The following is a 20,710-nucleotide window of genomic DNA, read 5'->3' as shown; positions in this document are numbered from 1 at the left end:
CCTTTGGCCCCGCACAGCGCGCCCGGGTGCGGCGCTCCTGCCTACGGTGAGGTGTGGGTTCGGCGGTGAGAGGTGCGGGCGAGGTGCGCGGGCGCGGACGGCCGGTGCGTGCGGCGGCCGAGTCCGGGGCCGTGCTGGGCCTGCTGGCCGCCGTGTACGTGCTCCAGGTGCTCGGCATCCTGGCAGGCGGTACGGCGCTCGTCGTGGTCGGCGGTGTGCTGGGTGCCCTGACGGAGGGGCTGCTCGTCCACCGGGAACGGGTACTGGCGCGGCGCCTCGGGAGGGCCCAGTTCACCGCCCCCGTACGGCAGTTGCTGCGCGACGGGCTGTTCCTGGGCGGGCTGGCCAGGCTCGATGTGCTGCGCCCCGGGGGACAGGGCGCCTGGTTGCTTGTTGCCGTGCTGGGCTGCTGGGCCCTGCACTTCCTCTGCCAGGCCGTGGCCGGTGCGGTCCGCACCAGGCACAGGCTGCCCGTGGTCACCCGGAACATCGACGCCCACGCGCTGCGCCCGACCCGGAGTCCGCCGGCTCTGTTCGTACGGCACGGCACTCTGCGGCTGACCGGTGTGGGGGTGCTGACGGCTGCGGGGATGGCGGTTTCCGCCGGGACGGGTGACCCTCTGTGGGCCGAGATCGTCGCCGTCTGCTGCTGCGCCGCACTACTGGTGGGCACATTTCACCTGGCGACCTGGCTGCTGCCGCGCAAGCGCGTGGTGGACGACGAGGCCGCGCTCGCGTGGCTGGACGACTGGCTGGCCGACTACAGGCCGACCGTGGGCATGTACTTCTCCGGGGGAACGTCCTCGGCGTACCAGGCGAACATGTGGCTCTCCACGCTGGCCGCGCTGGAGGAGCGTCCGCTGATCGTGCTGCGTGAGCGCTTCATGGTGCAGAAGATCGACGCCACCGACGTACCCATCGTCTGCATCCCCAAGGTCGCCCACCTGATGCACCTGGAGCACTCCACACTCAAGGTGCTCCTCCACCCCGCCAACTCCGGCAAGACCAGCCAGGTCCTGCGCATCCCCACCCTCAAACACGCCTTCATCAACCACGGAGAAAGCGACAAACTCTCCTCCTGCAACCCCTACGCCAAGGCATACGACCAGGTATGGGTCGCAGGCGAAGCAGCACGCGAGCGCTACCAGGTGGCCGACATCGGGGTCGAGGACAAGGACGTCGTGGAGGTGGGCCGCCCGCAACTGGCGCCCATCAGGCCGTACGAGGGCCCACCGCGCGGTACGTACACGACCGTCCTGTACGCGCCCACCTGGGAGGGCTGGACCGAGGATCCGGGCAACACCTCGGTGCTGCTCGCGGGCGAGGCGCTCGTCGCCGCGCTGCTGGAGGACCCGAAGGTACGGCTCCTCTACAAGCCGCACCCCATGACCGGTTCCGTCGATCCCCGCGTGGGGGCAGCCGACCACCGCATCCGCGACATGGTCGCGCGGGCCAACGCCGCCCGCGCGAGCGAGCGGCACGCGCCCGTGAACGAGCGCCCGGCGCCGGAAGCCGCAGGGGAGCTGGAGCGCGCCACGCGGGCGCTGGACGAGCTGACACGGGCCGACTTCGGTCCGGGCAGCGACGAGGTGGAGCGCATGCTGCGGCAGCCCGCGCCCCATGCGGGACGTGCCCGCGAGGCCGCGGAGGCGACGGCACGCTGGGAGGCGGCCTACTGGGACTCACTGCCGGAAGGGGAGCACCAAGTGGTGCTCGGCCCCCGGCCGGCGCTCTTCAGTTGCTTCAACCAGACCGACCTGCTGATCTCCGACGTGTCCTCCGTCGTCTCCGACTACCTCAGCAGCGAGAAGCCCTACGCCGTCGCCAACACCAGCGGGCTGCGTGAGGACGCCTTCCGCGCGGCGTACCCCACCGTGCGCGCCGCGACGATCCTGCCGCCCGACGGTGCCGGGATCGCCGAGCTGCTGGAGACCGTGCGCCACCCCGAGCGGGACACGCTCGCGCCGGCACGCGCCGCGCTGAAGGTGCGGCTGCTCGGGCCCGACGAGCCGCCGTCGCTGGTCCGCTTCAACCGTGCGGTGCGTTCCCTCGCCGCCGCCGCGCACTCGGCGCACATGCCGCACGAGGAGGAGCAGGCGCCCGAACGGCGGCCTGTGGACGCCGAGGGGGAGGTGGAGGCCGAAGGGAAGCTGAACGGCTCTCAGACGTTCGCTGAGGCGCTCGGCGACGACGAACGGCTCTTCTGAGCCCCCTTCTTCCGAGCCCCGGCCTCCTGCCCGGCATCCTGTTCCGCCTCCTGCCCGGCTCCCGCGCCGGGCTCCTCCGGGACGGGCTGGAGTGCGAGGGCGAGGTTGTTGTTGACCGAGAAGTACAGGCGTGCCGACCACCCGCTTCCGCCCGGCCGCGCCCGGGGCGTGACATCGGTCTTCTTGCGGTCGGCGAGGTCGCCCAGCAGCCGGGCCAGGCGTACGGGAGCGAGGCCCTCGCCCGGCCTGAGCCACAGGTCCCAGACGCACTCGGAGGTGCTGCCCTCGGCGAGCGCGGAGGGCAGCTCGTAGGGCAGTTCGAGGGTGACGGAGCCCTCGCCCCCGGCGCCGTCCGGGGCGAGTGTGCCCGGGTGCTCGAAGGCGCGCTCCGGGTTTCCGCGCGGAACGGCGACCAGCACGGGGCCGTCCGACGGGCCTGTGGGGCCCTCCAGTTGGGCGCGTGCCGCTTCGCCGTACAGCGTGGCGTGGAGGGTGAAGGCGCTGCGCCCCAGTACGAGGGACGTGACCTCGGCGTGCCCGGTGCGGTGCCAGGCGCGGACGGCGAGATAGCCGTCGCTGGTGGCGTACGGCACCCAGGGCTCCAGCGCGCCGTCGGTCCCCAGCGGCGCCGGCAGCGTCAGCAGCCGCGCAGTCTCCACCAGTTCGGCCTCTACGCGCTTGCGCCTGCCGTCCCTGGTGCGCTCCACATAGGTGTCCCACCGCGCCTCGGACAGGTCCTGTCCCGAGCGCGGGAGGCGTATCTCCGTCCAGCCGTCCCGCGCGTGACCGCGCGGCGGCAGCGGCAGCCGTACGGGCGCCTTGGCGTTCTGGTGCCGGGGCCGCAGCAGCAGCGCGGCCTCTCCGTCGGGAAGCCGGTCGGCGCGCAGCCGTACGACCAGGGAGCCGTCCGAGGCGACCCGCACCCGCGCGACGGGACGCGGCAGCCCGTTCGTCTGCCCCTCACGCTGACCGCGCACGAAGCGCAGCGCGAGCCGCAGCAGGGGCAGCACGGGCCGCAGTACGGGCGCCGCCACCCGGCGCAGGGTGAGTCCGGGCCGCAGGGAGGGCGGCGCGCTGTCCCCGCCCGTTGCCGTGGCGACCCGCGCGGTCTTCGCCCCGGGTGGTGCGAGGGGCGCGTCGGCTGGGGGTGCGGGCGTGTCGGCGACGGGCGAGGGGGAGCCGGGCGCCTGGCGGCTGCCCGCCGGACGCTCGGCGCGCAGGTTCTCCACGAGCCGCTCGTACTCGCCCGCTATCCGGTCGGGCGCGTAGCGCGCGGCCTTGCGCAGCGCGGCCTCGCTCATCCTGTGGCGCAGCGCGGGGTCCTCGATGAGCTGGAGGAGCGCGTCGGCGTAGGCGCGGACGGTGAAGTCCTCGGTGTCGCCGATCGGGGAGAGCAGGCCGTCCTTGCCGTTGGCGATGATCTCGCCGGGCCCGTAGCGGCAGTCGGTGCTCACCACTGGCACGCCGCAGTGCATGGCCTCGACCAGGGTCATGCCGAAGGACTCGCCGTCGGAGGAGACGGCGGCGATGGCGCCCTTGGCCCACTCGGTGTCGATGGGGGAACGGGCTCCCATGAGGAAGGCGCGGTCGTAGAGGCCGAGTTCGTTGACCGTGGCGCGCAGGGCCGCGTGCTGCCTGCCCCTGCCGTAGAGGCGCAGCGTCCAGTCGGGGTGCTTCTCGGAGACGAGCGCGAAGGCGCGCAGCAGCCGGTCGTAGCGCTTGACCTTGATCAGGCGTCCCGCCGCGACGATGAGCTTGGCCTGCCCGTCGGAGGGTTCGACGTCGGTGGGCGGCACCGCGTTGGGTATGCACACGATCTGCGTGGCCGCGTCCGGGAGCACGGAGCGGTAGTCGGCCGCGTCGGCGTAGGAGACGGTGACGAACGCGTCGAGGCGGGGTATCGCCGCGTCCTGGTGGGTGCGTACGTGCGCGCTGTGCATCCTGTGGGTGAGGTGTTCCTGGCCGATGCGCAAGTAGCGTTCAGTGCCGTAGGCGGCGAGATAGTCGTTGATCTTCGGCCGGGTGCCGATCACCACGTCCGCCTCCAGATCGCGCAGCAGCGCCTCCATGCGGAGGTCGCCCAGGCGCGTGGCGATGCCGCGCTCGAAGTGGTCGGCGCCCTCGGTGAAGCGTTCGCTGGGTCGGCTGTAGCGCGGGTCGGCGCCGTCGTACGCCGAGGAGGAGCGGCGCACGTCGATCAGGGGGGTCAGGGTGACGCGGGGGTCGAAGTCGAGTGCGGGCTTCTCGCGCCCCCTGCGGAGGCTGACGACCTCGACCTCGTGCCGCTCGGCGAGCGCCCTGGAGAGGTTCACCGTCGACCTGATCGTCCCGCCGATTCCGTAGGCGTTGTCCAGCAGGAACACGATCCTCATCGCGGACTCCGCTTCTGTCGCGTGCGGTGGTGCAGCGGTGCGGTGGTGCGGGGGCAGCACGGCCGAGGGCCGCGTGATGCCTGTGTTGCGCCATTATTCCTGCGGGATGTCCGGGGCGCTATATGGGGTCCTATCCGCTGGTCTGTCCCTCATTCGGGCCTGCGGCGGCATGCCGCGCCGGGAGCGCGTGACACCGCGCTTACTGTCTGATCAATGGCCTCCGAGATCATCGACCGAGCCGGAACGGGCGGCGGGCGCAGTCGGCCCGCCGCTCCAGCCGTGCCCGGAGAGCCCGGGGAGCCCCCGGCGCACGGGGGCAGGGGAGAGCGGGTGGCGCCGGGCAGAGCGAGCGGCGGCCGTGCTCGGGACCCGTTCCTCGACAACGCGAAGTTCCTGCTGATCGTGCTGGTCGTCGTCGGGCACACCTGGCCGATGGGGCTGGTCGAGGGCTCGCGCACGGTCAAGGCCGGCTACCTGTGGATCACCGTTTTCCACATGCCGGCCTTCGTGCTGCTCAGCGGCTACTTCTCGCGGGGTTTCACCGGGCGGCCCGCACAGGTGCGCAGGCTGCTCACCGGGGTCCTGCTGCCGTATCTGCTCTTCGAGGCGCTCTACACGGCGCTCCAGAGCCTCGCCTGGGGCAGGCCCTTCGCGCTGACGCCGACCGAGCCGACGTTCCTGTGCTGGTTCCTGATGGCGCTCTTCGTGTGGCGCTTGACCGTGCCCCTGTGGCGGACGGTGCCGTGGCCCGTGCCGGTGGCCGCCGTCATCTCGCTGGCGGCCGGGACGACCACCATGGGGTACGACCTGGCGCTGCCCCGCGTACTGATGTTCCTGCCCTGGTTCGTGCTCGGGCTGCGGCTGCGGCCCGAGCACTTCGCGTGGCTGCGCGAGCGCCGCCGGCCCCGGCTGTGGGCGCCGCTCCCGCTCCTCGCCGGCGCCGCGGCGGCGTACGCGCTGGCACCCGGCACCGATGTGCACTGGCTGTGGATGAGCTACGGGCAGCACGCGCTGGGCGCCGACCTGGTCCCGTACCTCGCGGTCAGGACCGGGCTGTTCGCGGCGGGCGCGCTGATGACGGCCGCCTTCCTCGCACTGGTGCCGAGGCGCCGCCTGTGGCTGACCGCGCTGGGCGCCGTGACCTTGTACCCGTATCTGCTGCACGGACTGCTCACGACCGCAGCGCACGCCTACGGCTGGGACGCGCCGCTGCGGCCCTGGGGGCCCTTCGGCGCGGTTCTGCTGACGGCCTGCGGGGCCGGAGCCGCCGTGCTGCTGTCGACCGCGCCCGTACGACGGCTCGCGCGGCCACTGATCGAGCCGCGCCTGCCGGGCCTCCACAGGCTCCGGCGCGGGCGGCGCTCGCCCGGAACGAGTGAGCCAAGGACGGCGTGATGGCCTGGGACCCTTCCACAGAGACCCGAGCGGCGCGTGGCGCGACCGCCTCTCCACTCCCCACAGCAGCGACTGCATCGACCTCGCTCCCCGCGCTGCCAGGGCCCTCGCCCGGCGGAGCGGCCCCCGCCGCTGCTCCCGCGCCCGAGCGGCCAGGAGGCGCCCGGCACCCCCGGTTCAGGTGGCCCAACGGTGCCTCGGCGGCCGGGAGTCACAACGGGCGCGACCCGTTCCTCGACAACGCGAAGTTCGTCCTGGTCGTCCTCGTCGTACTGGGGCACAACTGGACGCCCCTTGCCGACGCGATGCTCGGCGTCAAGGCGGCCTACCTCCTGGTGTACGCCATCCACATGCCGGCCCTCGTGCTGCTGTGCGGCTACTTCTCGCGCGGTTTCACCGGGCGGCCCGATCAGATCCGCAGACTACTGGCGGGTGTTCTGCTGCCCTACCTCGTCTTCGAGGCCGCCTACGCGGGTGTCTACACCCTCTGCTGGGATCAGCCCTACGCGCTCACCCCCACCGAACCGCGCCATGTGTGCTGGTTCCTGGCCGCGCTCTTCGTGTGGCGGCTGACGGCGCCCCTGTGGCGCGCTGTGCGGTGGCCCGTGGTGTTCGCCGCCGCCCTTTCGGTGCTGGCCGGACTGATGGACCTGGGGAACGAACTGGCGCTCTCGCGGGTGCTGATGCTGTGGCCGTGGTTCGTGCTCGGGCTGCGGCTGCGCTCCGACCACCTGCGGCCCCTGCGCAACCCGGCGGCGCGCAGATGGGCACTGCCCGTGATGGTCGCGGGCGCGGCCGGCGCGTGGTGGGTGGCGCCCCAGGTGACGCGGGGATGGCTGCTGATGGACCTGGGCAGCGCGCAGATCGGGGTGCCGCCGCTGTTCTACGTAGGTGTACGGGTCGCGCTGTTCGGCGTCAGCGCGGTACTCGTAGCCGCCTTCCTCGCCCTGGTGCCGTCACGGCGCACCGGGTTCACCGCGCTGGGCGCCTGCACGCTCTACCCGTTCCTGCTGCACGGCCTGGTGCTCAAGTCCGTCGAAGGGCTGGGGGGTTACAAGGCGGTGCTCCCGGGCGGTCTCCTCGCGGCGGCTGCCACGACGCTCCTCGCCGGAGCGCTCGCCGTGCTCCTGGCCGCCGCACCCGTACGGCGTGTCCTGTGGCCGGTCATCCAGCCGCGCTTCCCCTCGTGGCTCGCACCGGAGAAGGAGAGAGCGGCCGTGGCCCCGACCGGTCAGGGCCGTAACGGTGGCTGAACTTCCGGTGGCTGGCGGACGGCGCCGCGCGGAAGGTCTCCCGACCGTACGCGTGCACGGATGCGCCGCCCGTTCCTGACCCCTATACAGGCCAGAGGCCCCTCGAACGCCACCGTCACCAGAGGAGACCCACTCCCCATGACCACCGCGACCTCCGCACCCCGTTCCGGGCAGCCGCCGCAGCCCGGACGGGAGCTGCCCGAACCGCGTTCCTTCTACGACGTCCCCGGCTGGTTCTACCGCACGGACGTCATCCTCTTCGACTGGTTCCTGCAACGGCAGCGGCAGCTCGGACAGCGGGGCGACCTGCTGGAGATGGGCTCCTACATGGGCAAGAGCGCCGTCATGATGCGCGCCTACCTGGATACGCCCGAGGAGAAGTTCACCGTCTGCGACCTCTTCGACTCCGAGGCGCCCGACGAGGCCAACGGACGGGAGATGCGCGGCTCCTACGCGACGCTCACCCGGCGTGCCTTCGAGGCGAACTTCCTCTCGTTCCACGACGACCTGCCCCGCATCGTGCAGGCCCCGACCTCCGTGGTGCCGCGCGAGATCACGCCGGACAGCTGCCGCTTCGTCCACGTCGACGCCTCGCACCTGTACGAGCACGTGCACGGCGACATCGGCGCCGCCAGGCAGGTCCTGGCGCCCGGCGGGATCGTCGTCCTGGACGACTACCGCTCCGAGCACACCCCCGGCGTCGCCTGCGCGACCTGGCAGGCGGTCCTGGAGAGCGGGCTGCGGCCCGTGTGCGTGTCCGGGCACAAGTTCTACGGGACGTGGGGGGAGGCGGAGCCCTGGCAGGACGCGCTGCACGCGGCGCTGACGGCGCGCGGCAAGTGCTGGTTGCAGTGGCAGGTGGTCGCGGGGCGCCGGATGCTGCTCGTCGGCGCCAAGAAGGCGGACGCGCCCGAGGTGCCCGCCTCGCGGCACGCGCGCGGTCAGGCGCTGCTTACGCCCGAGGCGGCTCCCCGGCGCCGCGGCATGGCACGGAAGGTCGCCGTCGACCTGCTGCCCCCCGTCGTCACCCGCGCCCTCGTGAGCGCGCGCCGGCGTTCCGGCAGGCCCTGACCGCCCGGCAGACCCTGGCCGCGCGGCAGACGCCCGGCAGACGCCCCGCGGCAGACCCTGGCCGCGCGGCGGACACCGGCCGGCAGCGGGCCCGCGCCCTAACCGCACAGTTCGCGCTCGGCCCGCACCGGGTGGGCCGGAATGCGCAGTTGGGTGCGGGACCAGGCGCCCGTGAGGTTGTCGAGGAAGCGGGAGGCGGTCAGGGGCGCACGCGTCGACGCGAGGAGTTCGGGGACGGGGCCACAGGTGAGCGCGTGACGGGCCGCGGCCACATGGCGCGGTTCGACGCCCTCGGGCACGGGGGTGCCGGGCGCCGTGAGGTCGGCCAGTACCCAGGCGCGGTGCAGCGGCTTCTCGTGGCCCGCCTTGCGGTGGCTCGTGGGCTCCGTGTGGGCGCCCAGCGGGTTGCCCAGGCCGAGGAGGTCGACGACGCGCCCGTCCAGCGGCAGCACGGCGCCTGCGCTGCCGAGCCGCGCCTCGGCCCCCGCGATCGGTGCCCGTACGCGCGGCGCGAGCGGTACGACGGGGAATCCGGCGTCGTACGGCAGGCGCAGCACCAGGCCGTGCTTCCCCGCGCGCCGGGTCCCGCGTACGGCGTCAGGGAAGCCGGAGTGGCGCTCCGTGTGTGCGGACTGGCTGACCGGGTGCTCGCCCAGACCGCGCGCGTAGAGGGTGCGCGAGTCGAAGACGAGGCGCGAGTCCGGGCTGTCCAGCGGCGGGCGCAACAGCGCGACGCAGACGACCGCCCATACACCGACGGTCCCCGCGAGCACGGCTACGGGGCGCCTGTAGGGCATCAGAAAGACCGGGAGCATCCCCAGGAAGAGCGCGGGCAGCACCATCCGGCCGTGCATGAAGTCGCCGCCGATCTTCACGACGAAGAACGCGGAGAGCAGCCCCGCCACCACGGGGGCGGCCACCAGTAGTGCGTCGGCCCTGTCCGCAGGCCCCCGTCGACTCCGTTCCCGGCGCGGGTCACGCCGCCTCCGCAGGACCAGCACGCGTACGGCGAACGCGGCCAGCAGGGTCAGGGGAATCCAAAGGCAGTAGGGCACAAGGGTGTTGAGCAGGTAGTTGAAGCCGTACTCCCACTGGGTGCCCGAAGCCTCCTTGGCGAGCGCCGGCAGGGGAACGAGCACCCCGTAGTAGCCCGCACGGAAGATCTCGTACGCCACAGGAAGCACGCCTGCGGCGCAGGCCCAGCTGAGGGTCCTGCGCAGCGAGGGGCGCCACATCAGCCACATCGCCACCAGGAACACCCCGCTGACCAGTGCCAGGTCCGGCCGTACGAGCGGGCCGAGGCCGAACACGAAGGCGGCGGCCAGCGGCAGTGCCGGCCCGGACGCCCGGGGAACCGCCGCGCGGCCGAGCGCGGCCCGTGCGCGTACCAGTAGCCACCAGGAACCGCCGAGCCAGGCGAAGGACAGCCCGGTTTCCAGCCCGGAGGTGGCGTAGTCCCAGGTCGCCGCCAGCGGCAGCAGGAGCAGCACTCCCACGGGCAGCAGTGCTCCCGCGGGACGGCGCGTACGCACCATCCGGCGCGTGCCGTCCAGTGCGAGCAAGTAGCCCGCCACGGTCAGCAGGAGTCCGAGCGCGACGGCCAGCCGCAAGGGGTCGGTCACTCCGGGGATCGCACTCCCGGTGGCGAGCATCCACTGCCACAGCGTTCCGGTGGAGGTCTCCGCGCGCTCGCCGATGTTGTAGACAGGGCCGTTGCCCGCGAGGATCTGGCGGACCGCGCGGGTGTAGATCAGCGCGTCGTCGTTCGTCCAGCGGCGCTGGTAGCCGAGCACCAGAACGGTGAGGCCGCAGGCGCCGACGGCGAGCGCGTTCCACCACTGGGCCAGCGTGCCCGGCAGGCCGAAGGCCCGTGATTCCCGGGCGGTTTGGGGGACGGAGATCTGATCGGAGCGGGACATAACGCCCACCTTCGCCCGCCCGTGAGCGGGCCGCTCGCGGACGGCACGCGCTCGGGTCCCCGGTCACCCGTGCGGCCCATGGGCGCGCAGCAGGTCGGCGTGCCGGTGGCTGCGCGCGCCACGCGCCGCGTCCATCCTCGGCACCAGCGGCCGTCCCTCCGTCCCTCCGTCCCTCCGTCCCCCTGGCCCTTCGTCCTCCCGTCCCCGGCATCGGCGGGCTCTCCACGGCCGTCACCCCGTCGACAGCGAGCAGCTGCAGGCCCGTACGCGAACGCACAGAGAGCGAGCCCCGTATGACCACCACCGAAGCGCCCGAGTCCCCCGAAGCGCCCCGCAACCCGTCAGATGGCGCGACCCCGGCGCAGGGGAGCGCCGGAGCCGTCCGTACGATGCCCGGCGCTCAGGTGTCCGGGCAGGCCCTCGTCGGGGACGGCACGACCGTGTGGGAGCTGGCCCAGATCCGCGAGGGTGCGGTGCTCGGCGAGGACTGTGTGGTCGGGCGGGGCGCCTACGTGGGCGCCGGCGTGCGGATCGGGGCCCGCAGCAAGCTCCAGAACTTCGCCCTGGTCTACGAGCCCGCCGAGCTGGGCGAGGGCGTCTTCGTGGGCCCCGCCGTGGTCCTCACCAACGACCGCAACCCGCGCTCCGTCGATCCCGAAGGCACCCCCAAGCGCGCGGGCGACTGGGAGGCCGTCGGGGTCACCGTCGGCGAGGGCGCCTCGCTCGGAGCCCGCTCGGTGTGCGTGGCGCCGGTACGCGTGGGCCGCTGGGCGATGGTGGCGGCAGGCGCCGTTGTCACGGCCGACGTACCCGACCACGCGCTCGTGGTGGGTGTGCCCGCGCGCCGCGTCGGCTGGGTGGGCAGGGCCGGCACCAGGCTCAGCCCTGGAGTACGCGCCGGCCTGTGGGAGTGCCCCGAAACGGGCGAGCGCTACGAGGAGCACACGGGCCCGGACGGCGCCCCCCAGCTGCGCCCAGCGGACTGACGGCACGCGGACTGACGGCACGCGGGCCGCGCTGCCGCCCCCGCGAGCCCTGTGGCCCGTGACAGTGACCCATGACCTATGAGGCGCCCGGCACGTCTGCCGCGCCCGCGCTGACGGATGCCGCCTCCGCGCGGTGCGAGCGGACGATCCCCCGCAATGCGAGCGAGCCCCATGCTCCCGAGCCGCCTCCGCGGGGCCCGAGCCGCCTCCGCGCGGTCCGTCAGGTCGGCTCACCGGTGATGCCCCCGTACGGCGGCATCCGTGTGCGCCCTATGGGCGAATCGTAGGCCCGGAGTGCAACTTCGCCGCCGGATGCGGGACCACATAGGGCGAATCTGCCGGGGGACTCCGGAGGGGCATTCCGCCATGCAAGGGCTGCGAAAAGACATGATTCCGGCTGCGAAGCCAGTGATCGGCGACGAGGAGGTCGACGCCGCCGTACGGGTGCTGCGCGGCGGCCTTGTGGTGCAGGGCCCTGAAGTGGCGGCGTTCGAGGAGGAGTTCGGCGCACTCGTCGAGGGGCGCACCTGCGTCGCCGTGAACTCGGGCACCTCGGCGCTCCACCTGGCGCTGCTCGCGCTCGGTATCGGGCCCGGCGACGAAGTGATCGTGCCCTCCTTCTCGTTCGCCGCGAGCGCCAACGCCGTACGCCTCGTCGGCGCCGAGCCGGTCTTCGCCGAGATCGACCCGGACACCTTCTGCCTCGACCCCGACGCCGCCGCCGAAGCAGTCGGGCCCCGTACGGCCGCGCTGATGCCCGTGCACCTCTACGGTCACCCGGCGCCCATGGGACGCCTCACACAGCTCGCGCAGCGGCATGGGCTGGCCCTCGTCGAGGACGCCTGCCAGGCGCACTCGGCGGCGCTGCACGGGCGCCCTGTGGGCGCCTTCGGCGACGCGGCCTGCTTCAGCTTCTATCCGACCAAGAACATGCACGCCCTGGAGGGCGGCATGGTCGTCGTCCCGGACGCGGCACAGGCACGCACTCTGCGGCTGCTCCGCAACCAGGGCATGGAACAGCGCTACGAGCACGAGATCGTCGGCGCCAACATGCGGATGACCGACGTGGCGGCTGCCATCGGGCGCGTCCAGTTGGAGCGGCTGGCGGGCTGGACGCAACAGCGCAGGGCGAACGCCAAGGTGCTCGACGCGGGCATCACCGGGCTCGTGGTCCCGCCCGTGGCCGACGGAGCGCGGCACGTCTACCACCAGTACACCGTGCGTGTGCCCGGTGGCGCCGCCGTACGGGACGCGGTGCAGCGGGAGTTGGAGGCGAACGGCGTCGGCTGCGCCGTCTACTACCCGACGCCCATCCACAGGCTCAAGCCGTACGCGCACGCCGGGGCCTGTCTGCCGCTGACGGAACAGGCGTCGGCCGAGGTGCTGTCCCTGCCGGTGCACCCCTCGCTGACCTCCTCCGACCTGGATCTGATCGTGGCCGCCGTCAACAGCGCGGCACTGAGCGCGGGGGTGGGGCGATGACGGCGCTCAGGGCGGGACTCATCGGCCTGGGCGCCATGGGCCGCAACCACGCGCGCATCCTGTCCGGGCTTGAGGGCGTCACGTTCGTCGGCGCCGTCGACCCGGCGGGTGACCCGCACGGCTGCCTGCGCGGGGCCGCCGCGCTGCCGGATGTCGACGCGCTCCTCGCGCGCGGTGTCGACTATGTGGTGGTCGCCTGCCCCACGGCGTTCCATGAGGACGTCGGGCTGCATCTCGCCGAGAGCGGGGTGTGCGCGCTCATCGAGAAGCCACTGGCGCACTCGGCCGAGGCGGCACGCCGGTTGGTGGACGCCTTCGAGGAACGCGGGCTCGTCGCGGGCGTCGGACACATCGAGCGCTTCAACCCGGCGCTCCAGCAGCTGCGTTCGCGCCTTGAGGCGGGCGAGCTGGGTGAGGTCTTCCAGGTCGTCACCCGGCGCCAGGGGCCCTTTCCGCACCGCATCGCCGACGTGGGTGTGGTCAAGGACCTGGCCACCCACGACATCGACCTGACCAGCTGGATCACCGGGCATCCGTACGCCTCGCTGTCGGCGCGCACGCTCTCCAAGAGCGGCCGGGAGCACGAGGACATGGTCGCCGTGGTCGGCTCGCTCACCGACGGCACCATGGTCAGCCACCTCGTCAACTGGCTCAGCCCGCTCAAGGAGCGTTTCGCCGCCGTCACGGGCGAGCGGGGCTGCTTCGTCGCCGACACCCTCACCGCCGACCTGAGCTTCCACGCCAACGGTGCCGTAGCCACCGAATGGGAGGCGCTGCGCGCCTTCCGGGGTGTCGCAGAGGGCGACACGGTGCGCTACGCGTTCCCCAAGCGGGAGCCACTGGTGGTCGAGCACGAGCGGTTCCGCGACGCCGTACTGGGCGAGCCCAGCGAGATCGTCACCGTTCGCGAGGGACTGCGGACCGTTGAGGTCTCGGCCGCCGTACTGGAGGCCGCACGCCAGACCACCGGTGTGCGCGGCATGACGACCCCGGTGCCGGTCGCCCCCACCGTGATCAGCTCCGGGACCGCCGTACCCGCGGGAGCGCTCACCCGGGAGCACACCGTATGAGCGGGGCCGGTATCCGCGCGGCAGCCTCCCCGCACACCTCGCACACCTCGCACTCCTCGCACTCCTCGCACCGCTCCAGGCCACGGGTCGCCGTCGTCGTGGGGAACACCATCACGGGTGACTCGCGCGTCCAGAAGACCGCCGTGGCGGCGGCCCGTGCGGGCTGGGACGTGACGCTGGTGGGCCGCAGCCCCTCCAAGCACCGCGAGGAGTACACGCTCGGGCCCGTCACCGTCATCAAGGTGCCCGTCTCCGCGCACATGCGGGCCGTTGTCAACGCCGCGCGCCGCCGCCCCGGGCTGCGCAACCAGATCACCCAGTGGGGGCTGCCCGACGACGGTGCCTGGGCGCGCGCCCGTTCCTCGCACGCCGCCTGGGTACGGGAGCACACGGCCCGTATCGGCTGGCTGTCCGAGGGGGACGGCGGACTCAGGACCACCGTGGCCCGCGAGTCGCTCAAGGGCTGGGTACGGCTGCGCAGATACGCGCACCAGGGGCGCGGAAAGCTCTACCGGTGGGAGCGCGCCCGCACGGGCGAGCCGCAGCCGACCGGGGACTGGCGTGCCGACTGGCCCGAACTCGTCGACATGGACCTGGCTTTCGGCCCGGTCATCGAGGAGATCGGCCCGGACGTCATCCACGCCAACGACATCACCATGATCGCCGTGGGGGCGCGGTCGGCAGCGCGGCTGAGGGCGCGCGGAGTGCGCACCTCCTGGCTCTACGACGCGCACGAATACGTGCGCGGCATCGAGTGGCCCGACGCGCTGCGCCGCTCCGCCTTCCCCGGCGTGGAGGCCGAGTTCGTGGGCCGTGCCGACGCCGTGGTCACCGTCTCCGAGGAGCTGGCCGGCATCCTGCGCGAGGCGTACGGGCTGCCCGTCGACCCCCTGGTGGTCGCCAACGCGCCCGTACGGGAGGCCGTCACCCGGGGAGAGGGCGTCTCGGTCCGCGAGGCGTGCGGGCTGAGCCAGGACGTGCCGCTCCTCGTGTACGCGGGGTGGATCGGGCCCGAACGCGGCCTGGACACCGCAGTCGAGGGACTGGCCGAACTTCCGCACGCGCACCTGGCACTCGTGGCAGGGGCGAAACGGAACGCGACACTACAAGGGCTGCTCTCGCTGGCGGAACGCCTCGGTGTGCGCGAACGCGTACATGTGGTGCCGTATGTGCCGCAGGAGCAGGTGCCCGACTACTTGTCCTCGGCCGACCTCGGGCTGATCTGCTTCCACCATGTGCCCAACTGCGAGATCTCGCTGCCCACCAAGGCCGCCGAGTACCTGCACGCGGGGCTGCCCATGGTCACCAGTGGTGTGCGCACCCTGCGCAACTTCGTCGAACGCACCGGCGTGGGCGAGGTGTTCGTCTCCGGTGACGCGGCGTCCTTCGTCGCTGCCGTACAGCGCGGCCTCGCCCAGCGCGGCACCCTCGCCTCGCGCATCACCGAACGGCTGCTCACCGAACTGTCCTGGGAGCGCCAGTCCGCCGGGCTGCTCGCTCTCTACGAGGGCCTCGCCGGGCCCGAGGTCACCTCCCGGCTCGCGCCCAGGGACGTGCCCTGGTCCGTCTCCGAGCAGCCCGGTGTCGCCCCAGCGGGGCAGGGCAGGACGGCTGCCCCGGCGCTGCCGGGATGGCGCTCCCTGGAGAGCACGCCCGTACGGCTGGGCATGGGCTGCGCCAACTCGGCAGGGCAGCTCGCCGGGTTCGCGCGCGCCCTGTGCGACCGGCGCGAGGACCTGTCGGCCGAGGTCGTGATGCAGACGCACGACACCAGCGTCATCTACCCGGCCGACATCTACACGGTCGGCGAGCGCACGGGCGAACTCGGCTTCCAGCTCGACAGGGCCCGGCGCGTCCTCGGCTCGTACACGCACTACATCGCCGACTCCTTCACACCGGCGCTCGGGCGGCTCAACGGCGGTCACATCCAGGACGACCTGCCCTCTCTTCAGTCGGCCGGGATCAAGGTGGCGCTGCTCGCACACGGCAGCGACGTGCGCGACCCCAAGCGGCACATGGAGCGCTACGAGCACTCCCATTTCCACTCGGCCGACGCCGCCGTCCTCAAGACCCTCGTCAACAAGACCGCGCGCAACAGGCGGATGGCCGCCGAGAGCGGGCTGCCCAGGTTCGTGACCACTCCCGACCTGCTGGACGACCTGCCGGGCGCCCACTGGGTGCCACTGGTGGTCGACGTCGAGGCATGGGCCTGCCCGGAACCGGTCATGGAGCGCGCCCGGCCGGTCGTCGTGCACGCGCCGTCCAAGCGCTGGACCAAGGGCACCGAGAAGGTGGTGCCGCTCCTGGAGGAGATGGACAGGCGCGGCGTCATCGACTTCCGGATGGCGACAGGTGTGCCCTGGGCGCGGGTCAGGGAGCTGGTCAAGGAGGCGGACATCGTCATCGACCAGTTCGCCGTCGGCACCTACGGCACGTTCGCGTGCGAGGGGATGGCGGCGGGCAAGCCCGTGGTCGCCTTCCTGGACGAACGTGTGCACCGCGCGGTCGGCATCACACCGCCGATCGTCAGCGCGACAGCGCGCACGCTCCGCCCCGCGCTGGAATCACTCCTCGACGACCGTGAATTCGCGGTACGTACGGCCAGGGAATCCGTCGAATATGTGCGCACCTATCACGACGGCGGCTATACGGTCGGTGTGCTGGATGGATTTCTGCGCTGACCGGGGACGTTCCTTTCTCTGCCACAGACTCTCTGCCAAGGTGAATTCTCCAGAAGGAGACATTGGCGCCGGCCCATGGCCGCGCCGCGTCCCGAGGAGATTTCCGTATGGCGAATTCCGTGACCCGTCCGCGCCTGGCTGTGATTGTCGGGAATGGAATCTCGGGTGATTCACGCGTCGAGAAGACCGCCGTAGCAGCCGCCAGAGCCGGATGGGACGTCACCCTCGTGGGGCGCGCGGGGTCGGCGCGGCGTGAGACGTACACACGGGGCGGTGTGACGGTCGTGAAGGTCCCCGTGGGCACGGAGATGCAGGAACGCTCCCGCGCCCGCCACAGGGCCGCACGGGGCGCCCTCGCGCGGCTGGCGCGCTGGGGTCTCGCCGACGACCGCGCCGTCGCCAGGACCCGCGCGGCACACACGGCGTGGGTGCGCGAACGCACCGCGCTCGTCGGCCTGTCGGCTTCCCCCTCGCCCCGGCTCGCCGGGCGGCTGCGCGTGCGGGCGCTCAAAAGCTGGGTCCGGCTGGGCAGATACGCCTACCGCGGCCGGATGAAGCTCTACCGGATGGAACGCGCACGCGGCGCTGCGGACGCGGCGCATGCCGCGCGGAGCGGCCCGGCGCGCAACTGGCGCACCCAGTGGCCCGCGCTGCTCGACCTGGACCTGGCGTACGGGCCGGTCATCGAGGAGATCCGGCCCGACGTCATCCACGCCAACGAGCCCTGCATGATCGCCGTGGCGGCGCGGAGCGCGGGGCGGCTGCGTGCGCGCGGGCTGCGTACCTCCTGGCTCTACGACGCGCACGAACTCGTCGCGGGCCCCGAGTGGTCCGACGCCGCGCGGAACTCGGCGCTCGCGGGCGTCGAGGCGGAGTACATCGGTCGCGCAGACGCCGTGGTCACCGTCTCAGGCGAGCTGGCGGACATCCTGCGCGAGGCGCACACGCTGCCCGAGACGCCTTTGGTGGTCCGTAACGCACCGGTGCGCGAGGCGGTCGGCGCCGGGCCGTGCGGGGGCGCTTCCGTCCGTACGGCGTGCGGACTGGGCCGCGAGGAGCGGCTGCTCGTCTACGCGGGGTGGATCGGGCCCGAACGCGGCCTGGACACCGCAGTCGAGGCGCTCACGGGACTGCCCGGTGTGCACTTGGCGCTGGTGTGCGACGGCGAGCGGAACCCGTCCCTGCGCGCGCTGCTGGACACCGCGGCCAAGGCGGGAGTGCGTGAGCGCGTGCATGTGGTGCCGTATGTGCCGCAGGAGCAGGTGCCCGACTACCTGTCCTCCGCCGATCTGGGGCTGATCTGCTTCCGGCACGTGCCCAACTGCGAGATCTCACTGCCCACCAAGGCCGCCGAGTACCTGCACGCCGGACTGCCGCTCGTCACCAGCGACGTGCGGACCGTGCGCGCCTTCGTACAGGAGCACGGGATCGGCACCGTGTACCCGTCGGGGGACGCGGAGGCGCTGACGGACGCCGTACGGCTCGCTCTGGAGCAGCGCGGAAAGCTCGCCAGGAACATCACGGAGGCGCTCAGGGACGAACTCTCCTGGGAGCGCCAGTCGGCCGGGCTGCTGCGCCTCTACGAGCGTCTCGCGGGCCCCGGCGCCGCCGGCCTCACGCCGCGCGACATCCCCTGGCCCGGGGCCGGCGCACGGGACACGCGGGCGGGCGCGGCCGGTGTCACCGTCCCCGACTGGCGCCCCATCCCCGAGCAGGGGGAGGCGGCGCAGACGCGCGTACGCCTCGGCCTGGGGTGCGCCAACTACGCGGGGCAGCTCTCCGGGTTCGCGCGTGCGGTGTGCCGGGCGCGGCCGGACGTGTCGGCGGAGGTCACCATGCACACCAGCGCCAGCCCGCTCACCGGCTACCCGGCCGATGTCCGCATCCCGCGGGGCCAGTTGGGCGGCCGGGACATCAAGCTCGACCGCGTCAACAGGGCGCTCGGCGCCTACACGCACTATCTCGCCGACGCCTTCACCCCCGCCTTCGGCTGGCTCAACGGGCAGCACATCGAGAACGATCTGCCCGCGCTCACCGGGGCCGGGCTGCGGGTGGCGCTGCTCGCGCACGGCAGCGACGTACGGGACCCGCAGCGGCACATGGAGCGCTACGGGCACTCGCTCTTCCACGCGGCGCCCGAGGACGCCCTCGCGGTACTGACGCGCAACAGTGCGCGCAACAGGCGCGTCGCGGCCGAGAGCGGCCTTCCGCTGTTCGCCACGACACCCGACCTGCTCACCGACCTGCCGGGTGCCCGCTGGGCGCCCCTGGTGGTCGACGTCGAGGGCTGGGCCTGCGGGCGCCCCGCGATGGAGCGCGCCCGCCCCGTCGTCGTACACGCGCCCTCACGGCGCTGGACGAAGGGCACCGAGAGCGTGATGCCCGTGCTGGAAGAGCTGGACAGGGCGGGCGTGATCGAGTTCCGGCTGGCCGAGGGGCTGCCCTGGGCGGGGATGCGGGAGCTGGTGCGGGAGGCGGACATCGTGGTCGACCAGTTCGCGATCGGCACCTATGGCACGTTCGCGTGCGAGGGGATGGCGGCGGGCAAGCCCGTTGTCGCCTTCCTGGACGAGCAGGTGCACAAGGACGTCGGCGCCGTACCGCCCATCGTCAACGCGACGCCGGACACGCTCCGTCCTGCCCTGGAGAGCCTCTTGGACGACCGGGCGCAGGCGGCCCGTACGGGCCTTGAGTCCGTGGAGTACGTACGGACCTACCACGACGGGCGCTACACGGCGGGCGTGCTCGACGGCTTCCTGAGCTGAACCGACTCCTGGCGCTCACCGGGCTCGGGGGCGGCTCCCTGACGCTCACACTCCCGGTCGGCCTCCGCCTCCGCCTCGGCCTCTGCTTTCGCGTGCGGCGTCGTGGTTCTCGCGTGCGGCGTCGTATCCGTGGCGGTCCGTTCGCCCGTGCCGGGGTCTCCTGGCCGTGCGTCCTGGCCGGTCTCCTGGCCGGCCTCCCGGTCGTCGGCCTCCCTTCTGAGCCGGCGGCGCAGCAGCCCGGCCAGCGGTCTCTCCACCCAGCGGTGCACGGCCCAGGCGGCGAGCAGTACGGCGGTCAGGGTGGCGGCCAGCGTGGGGTAGGGGCCCAGGTGCTCGCGCAGGGTGCGGACCAGGGCCCAGCCCAGCTCCTCGTGGATCAGGTAGAGCGGGTACGTCAGGTTGCCGGCCGCCGTCAGCCACACCCACCGCACCCGGTCCAGCCTGTGCAGCGCGACGGCCAGCATCAGCAGGTAGCAGGCCGTCACGATGATGAGCGCCACATAGGGCTGCCACGTCAGGAAGGGCCTGTCACGCCCGGCTGCCAGCGAGGTGACCAGGTCGTGCTGCATCACCAGCCAGTCGGCGCCCAGGAGCCCCCACAGTCGCAGGTCGGGACCGAAGCGGTACATCAGGTACATCGCGATACCGCCCACGAACAGGGGCGCCGTGATGGTCGGTGCGAACACGTCCACCAGGGGCAGCTGCGCGCCCCCTCCGCCCGCCCGCTGCGCCAGCACGCTCGCCAGGAGCCACAGCCAGCAGAAGGCGGTGGCTCTCCGGCGGTCCAGACCGGCCCGCAGCACCAGCAGGAAGAGCACGTAGAAGCACAGTTCAGCCCAGAGCGTCCAGTAGATCCCCGCCATGTGGCGTGCGCCGAGCGGTACTTGGAACATCGTCAGGTTCGCGAGCGCGTCGGTGTAGCTGGGCGGGGTGCGGCTTCCGTCGGGCAGCAGCCGCCACAGCACCAGGAAGAAGACCACGGAGAACCAGTACGCCGGGAAGAGCCGCGTCACCCGGGCCGCGACGAACCGGCCGGGTGACCGCCCCCATGCGGACATGCAGATGACGAAGCCGCTGATCAGGAAGAACAGCTGCACTCCGAAGCGCCCGTAGTGACCGATCATGAACAGGCCCGGGAACAGCTCGCGTGCCGATGCTCCCCAGTGGGTCCGCGTGACCACGTCCATGCCACACATGTGGTGCAGGACAACGGCGAGGGCCGCCACCAGACGCAGCCCGTCCAGTGCGCGCAGACGGTGCCCCGTCCCAGGGCCCGCCGCCGTCCCCTGTCCCGGCGCAGGAGGGTGCCGGTCAGCCTCCGCCGTGCTCGGGTGCGGCTGCTGGGGCAACTGCTCGACGGTCTGCATGAAGACCCTTCGCATTCGGGGACGGCGCACGACCGGGGACGACGCGTGACCGGCACGGGGACGACGCACGACCGGGGACGGCGCACGACCGGCACGGGGACGACGCTCGAACGTCGGCGCCGCACGGCGCTTGAGTATCGGT

The 20,710-nt window shown here is 72.7% G+C and carries 12 protein-coding genes; 9 read left to right on the top strand and 3 right to left on the bottom strand.

The window, feature by feature from the left end; translation table 11 throughout:
• Positions 1-83 precede the first annotated feature (83 nt).
• Positions 84-2,207 carry a hypothetical protein gene (locus NMN56_RS37795; RefSeq protein ID WP_274045967.1) on the top strand — a complete coding sequence of 708 codons (2,124 nt, stop codon included), beginning with the start codon at positions 84-86 and terminating at the stop codon, positions 2,205-2,207.
• Here NMN56_RS37795 and NMN56_RS37790 read toward each other — a convergent pair.
• Entirely contained in the window at positions 2,162-4,579 is a 2,418-nt protein-coding gene (locus tag NMN56_RS37790) for a glycosyltransferase family 4 protein (RefSeq protein ID WP_274045968.1), read from the bottom strand. The genes NMN56_RS37795 and NMN56_RS37790 overlap by 46 nt on opposite strands.
• Before the next feature lie 213 nt (positions 4,580-4,792).
• On the opposite strand from NMN56_RS37790, the gene NMN56_RS37785 reads away from it, so the two are divergent.
• From NMN56_RS37785 to NMN56_RS37775, 3 genes are all read left to right on the top strand, one after another.
• A complete protein-coding gene (locus tag NMN56_RS37785; RefSeq protein ID WP_274045969.1) occupies positions 4,793-5,974 on the top strand; it encodes an acyltransferase family protein in 1,182 nt (393 codons plus the stop codon).
• Positions 5,974-7,227, top strand: a complete 1,254-nt coding sequence (locus NMN56_RS37780) for an acyltransferase family protein (protein ID WP_274045970.1) — start codon at positions 5,974-5,976, stop codon at positions 7,225-7,227. Before NMN56_RS37785 ends, NMN56_RS37780 begins: the two co-directional genes overlap by 1 nt.
• A gap of 138 nt (positions 7,228-7,365) precedes the next feature.
• Positions 7,366-8,298 (top strand): class I SAM-dependent methyltransferase, encoded by a 933-nt coding sequence (locus NMN56_RS37775; RefSeq protein ID WP_274045971.1) that lies wholly within the window; start codon positions 7,366-7,368, stop codon positions 8,296-8,298.
• A gap of 98 nt (positions 8,299-8,396) precedes the next feature.
• Here the strand turns inward: NMN56_RS37775 and NMN56_RS37770 are convergent, their stop codons facing one another.
• Positions 8,397-10,217: an arabinofuranosyltransferase AftB family protein gene (locus NMN56_RS37770; protein WP_274045972.1), complete on the bottom strand. Its 1,821-nt coding sequence runs from the start codon at positions 10,215-10,217 to the stop codon at positions 8,397-8,399.
• A gap of 389 nt (positions 10,218-10,606) precedes the next feature.
• On the opposite strand from NMN56_RS37770, the gene NMN56_RS37765 reads away from it, so the two are divergent.
• The 5 genes from NMN56_RS37765 (at position 10,607) to NMN56_RS37745 (ending at position 19,201) form a co-directional block, all read left to right on the top strand.
• Positions 10,607-11,203 (top strand): acyltransferase, encoded by a 597-nt coding sequence (locus NMN56_RS37765; protein ID WP_274046070.1) that lies wholly within the window; start codon positions 10,607-10,609, stop codon positions 11,201-11,203.
• A 366-nt stretch (positions 11,204-11,569) separates the two neighbouring features.
• Positions 11,570-12,685, top strand: a complete 1,116-nt coding sequence (locus NMN56_RS37760) for a DegT/DnrJ/EryC1/StrS family aminotransferase (RefSeq protein WP_274045973.1) — start codon at positions 11,570-11,572, stop codon at positions 12,683-12,685.
• Positions 12,682-13,755, top strand: a complete 1,074-nt coding sequence (locus tag NMN56_RS37755; protein ID WP_274045974.1) for a Gfo/Idh/MocA family oxidoreductase — start codon at positions 12,682-12,684, stop codon at positions 13,753-13,755. The genes NMN56_RS37760 and NMN56_RS37755 overlap by 4 nt, the downstream gene beginning before the upstream one ends.
• A complete protein-coding gene (locus NMN56_RS37750; RefSeq protein WP_274045975.1) occupies positions 13,752-16,436 on the top strand; it encodes a glycosyltransferase in 2,685 nt (894 codons plus the stop codon). Before NMN56_RS37755 ends, NMN56_RS37750 begins: the two co-directional genes overlap by 4 nt.
• Before the next feature lie 107 nt (positions 16,437-16,543).
• Entirely contained in the window at positions 16,544-19,201 is a 2,658-nt protein-coding gene (locus NMN56_RS37745) for a glycosyltransferase (protein ID WP_274045976.1), read from the top strand.
• Here NMN56_RS37745 and NMN56_RS37740 read toward each other — a convergent pair.
• On the bottom strand, positions 19,165-20,568 hold the full coding sequence (locus NMN56_RS37740) for an acyltransferase family protein (RefSeq protein ID WP_274045977.1): 1,404 nt from the start codon (positions 20,566-20,568) through the stop codon (positions 19,165-19,167). The two genes, NMN56_RS37745 and NMN56_RS37740, sit on opposite strands and share 37 nt — an antisense overlap.
• Positions 20,569-20,710 lie beyond the last annotated feature (142 nt).

The sequence above is a fragment of the Streptomyces iconiensis genome (assembly GCF_028657195.3).
Taxonomy (GTDB): domain Bacteria; phylum Actinomycetota; class Actinomycetes; order Streptomycetales; family Streptomycetaceae; genus Streptomyces; species Streptomyces iconiensis.
This window is presented reverse-complemented; position numbering and strand designations above follow the sequence as displayed.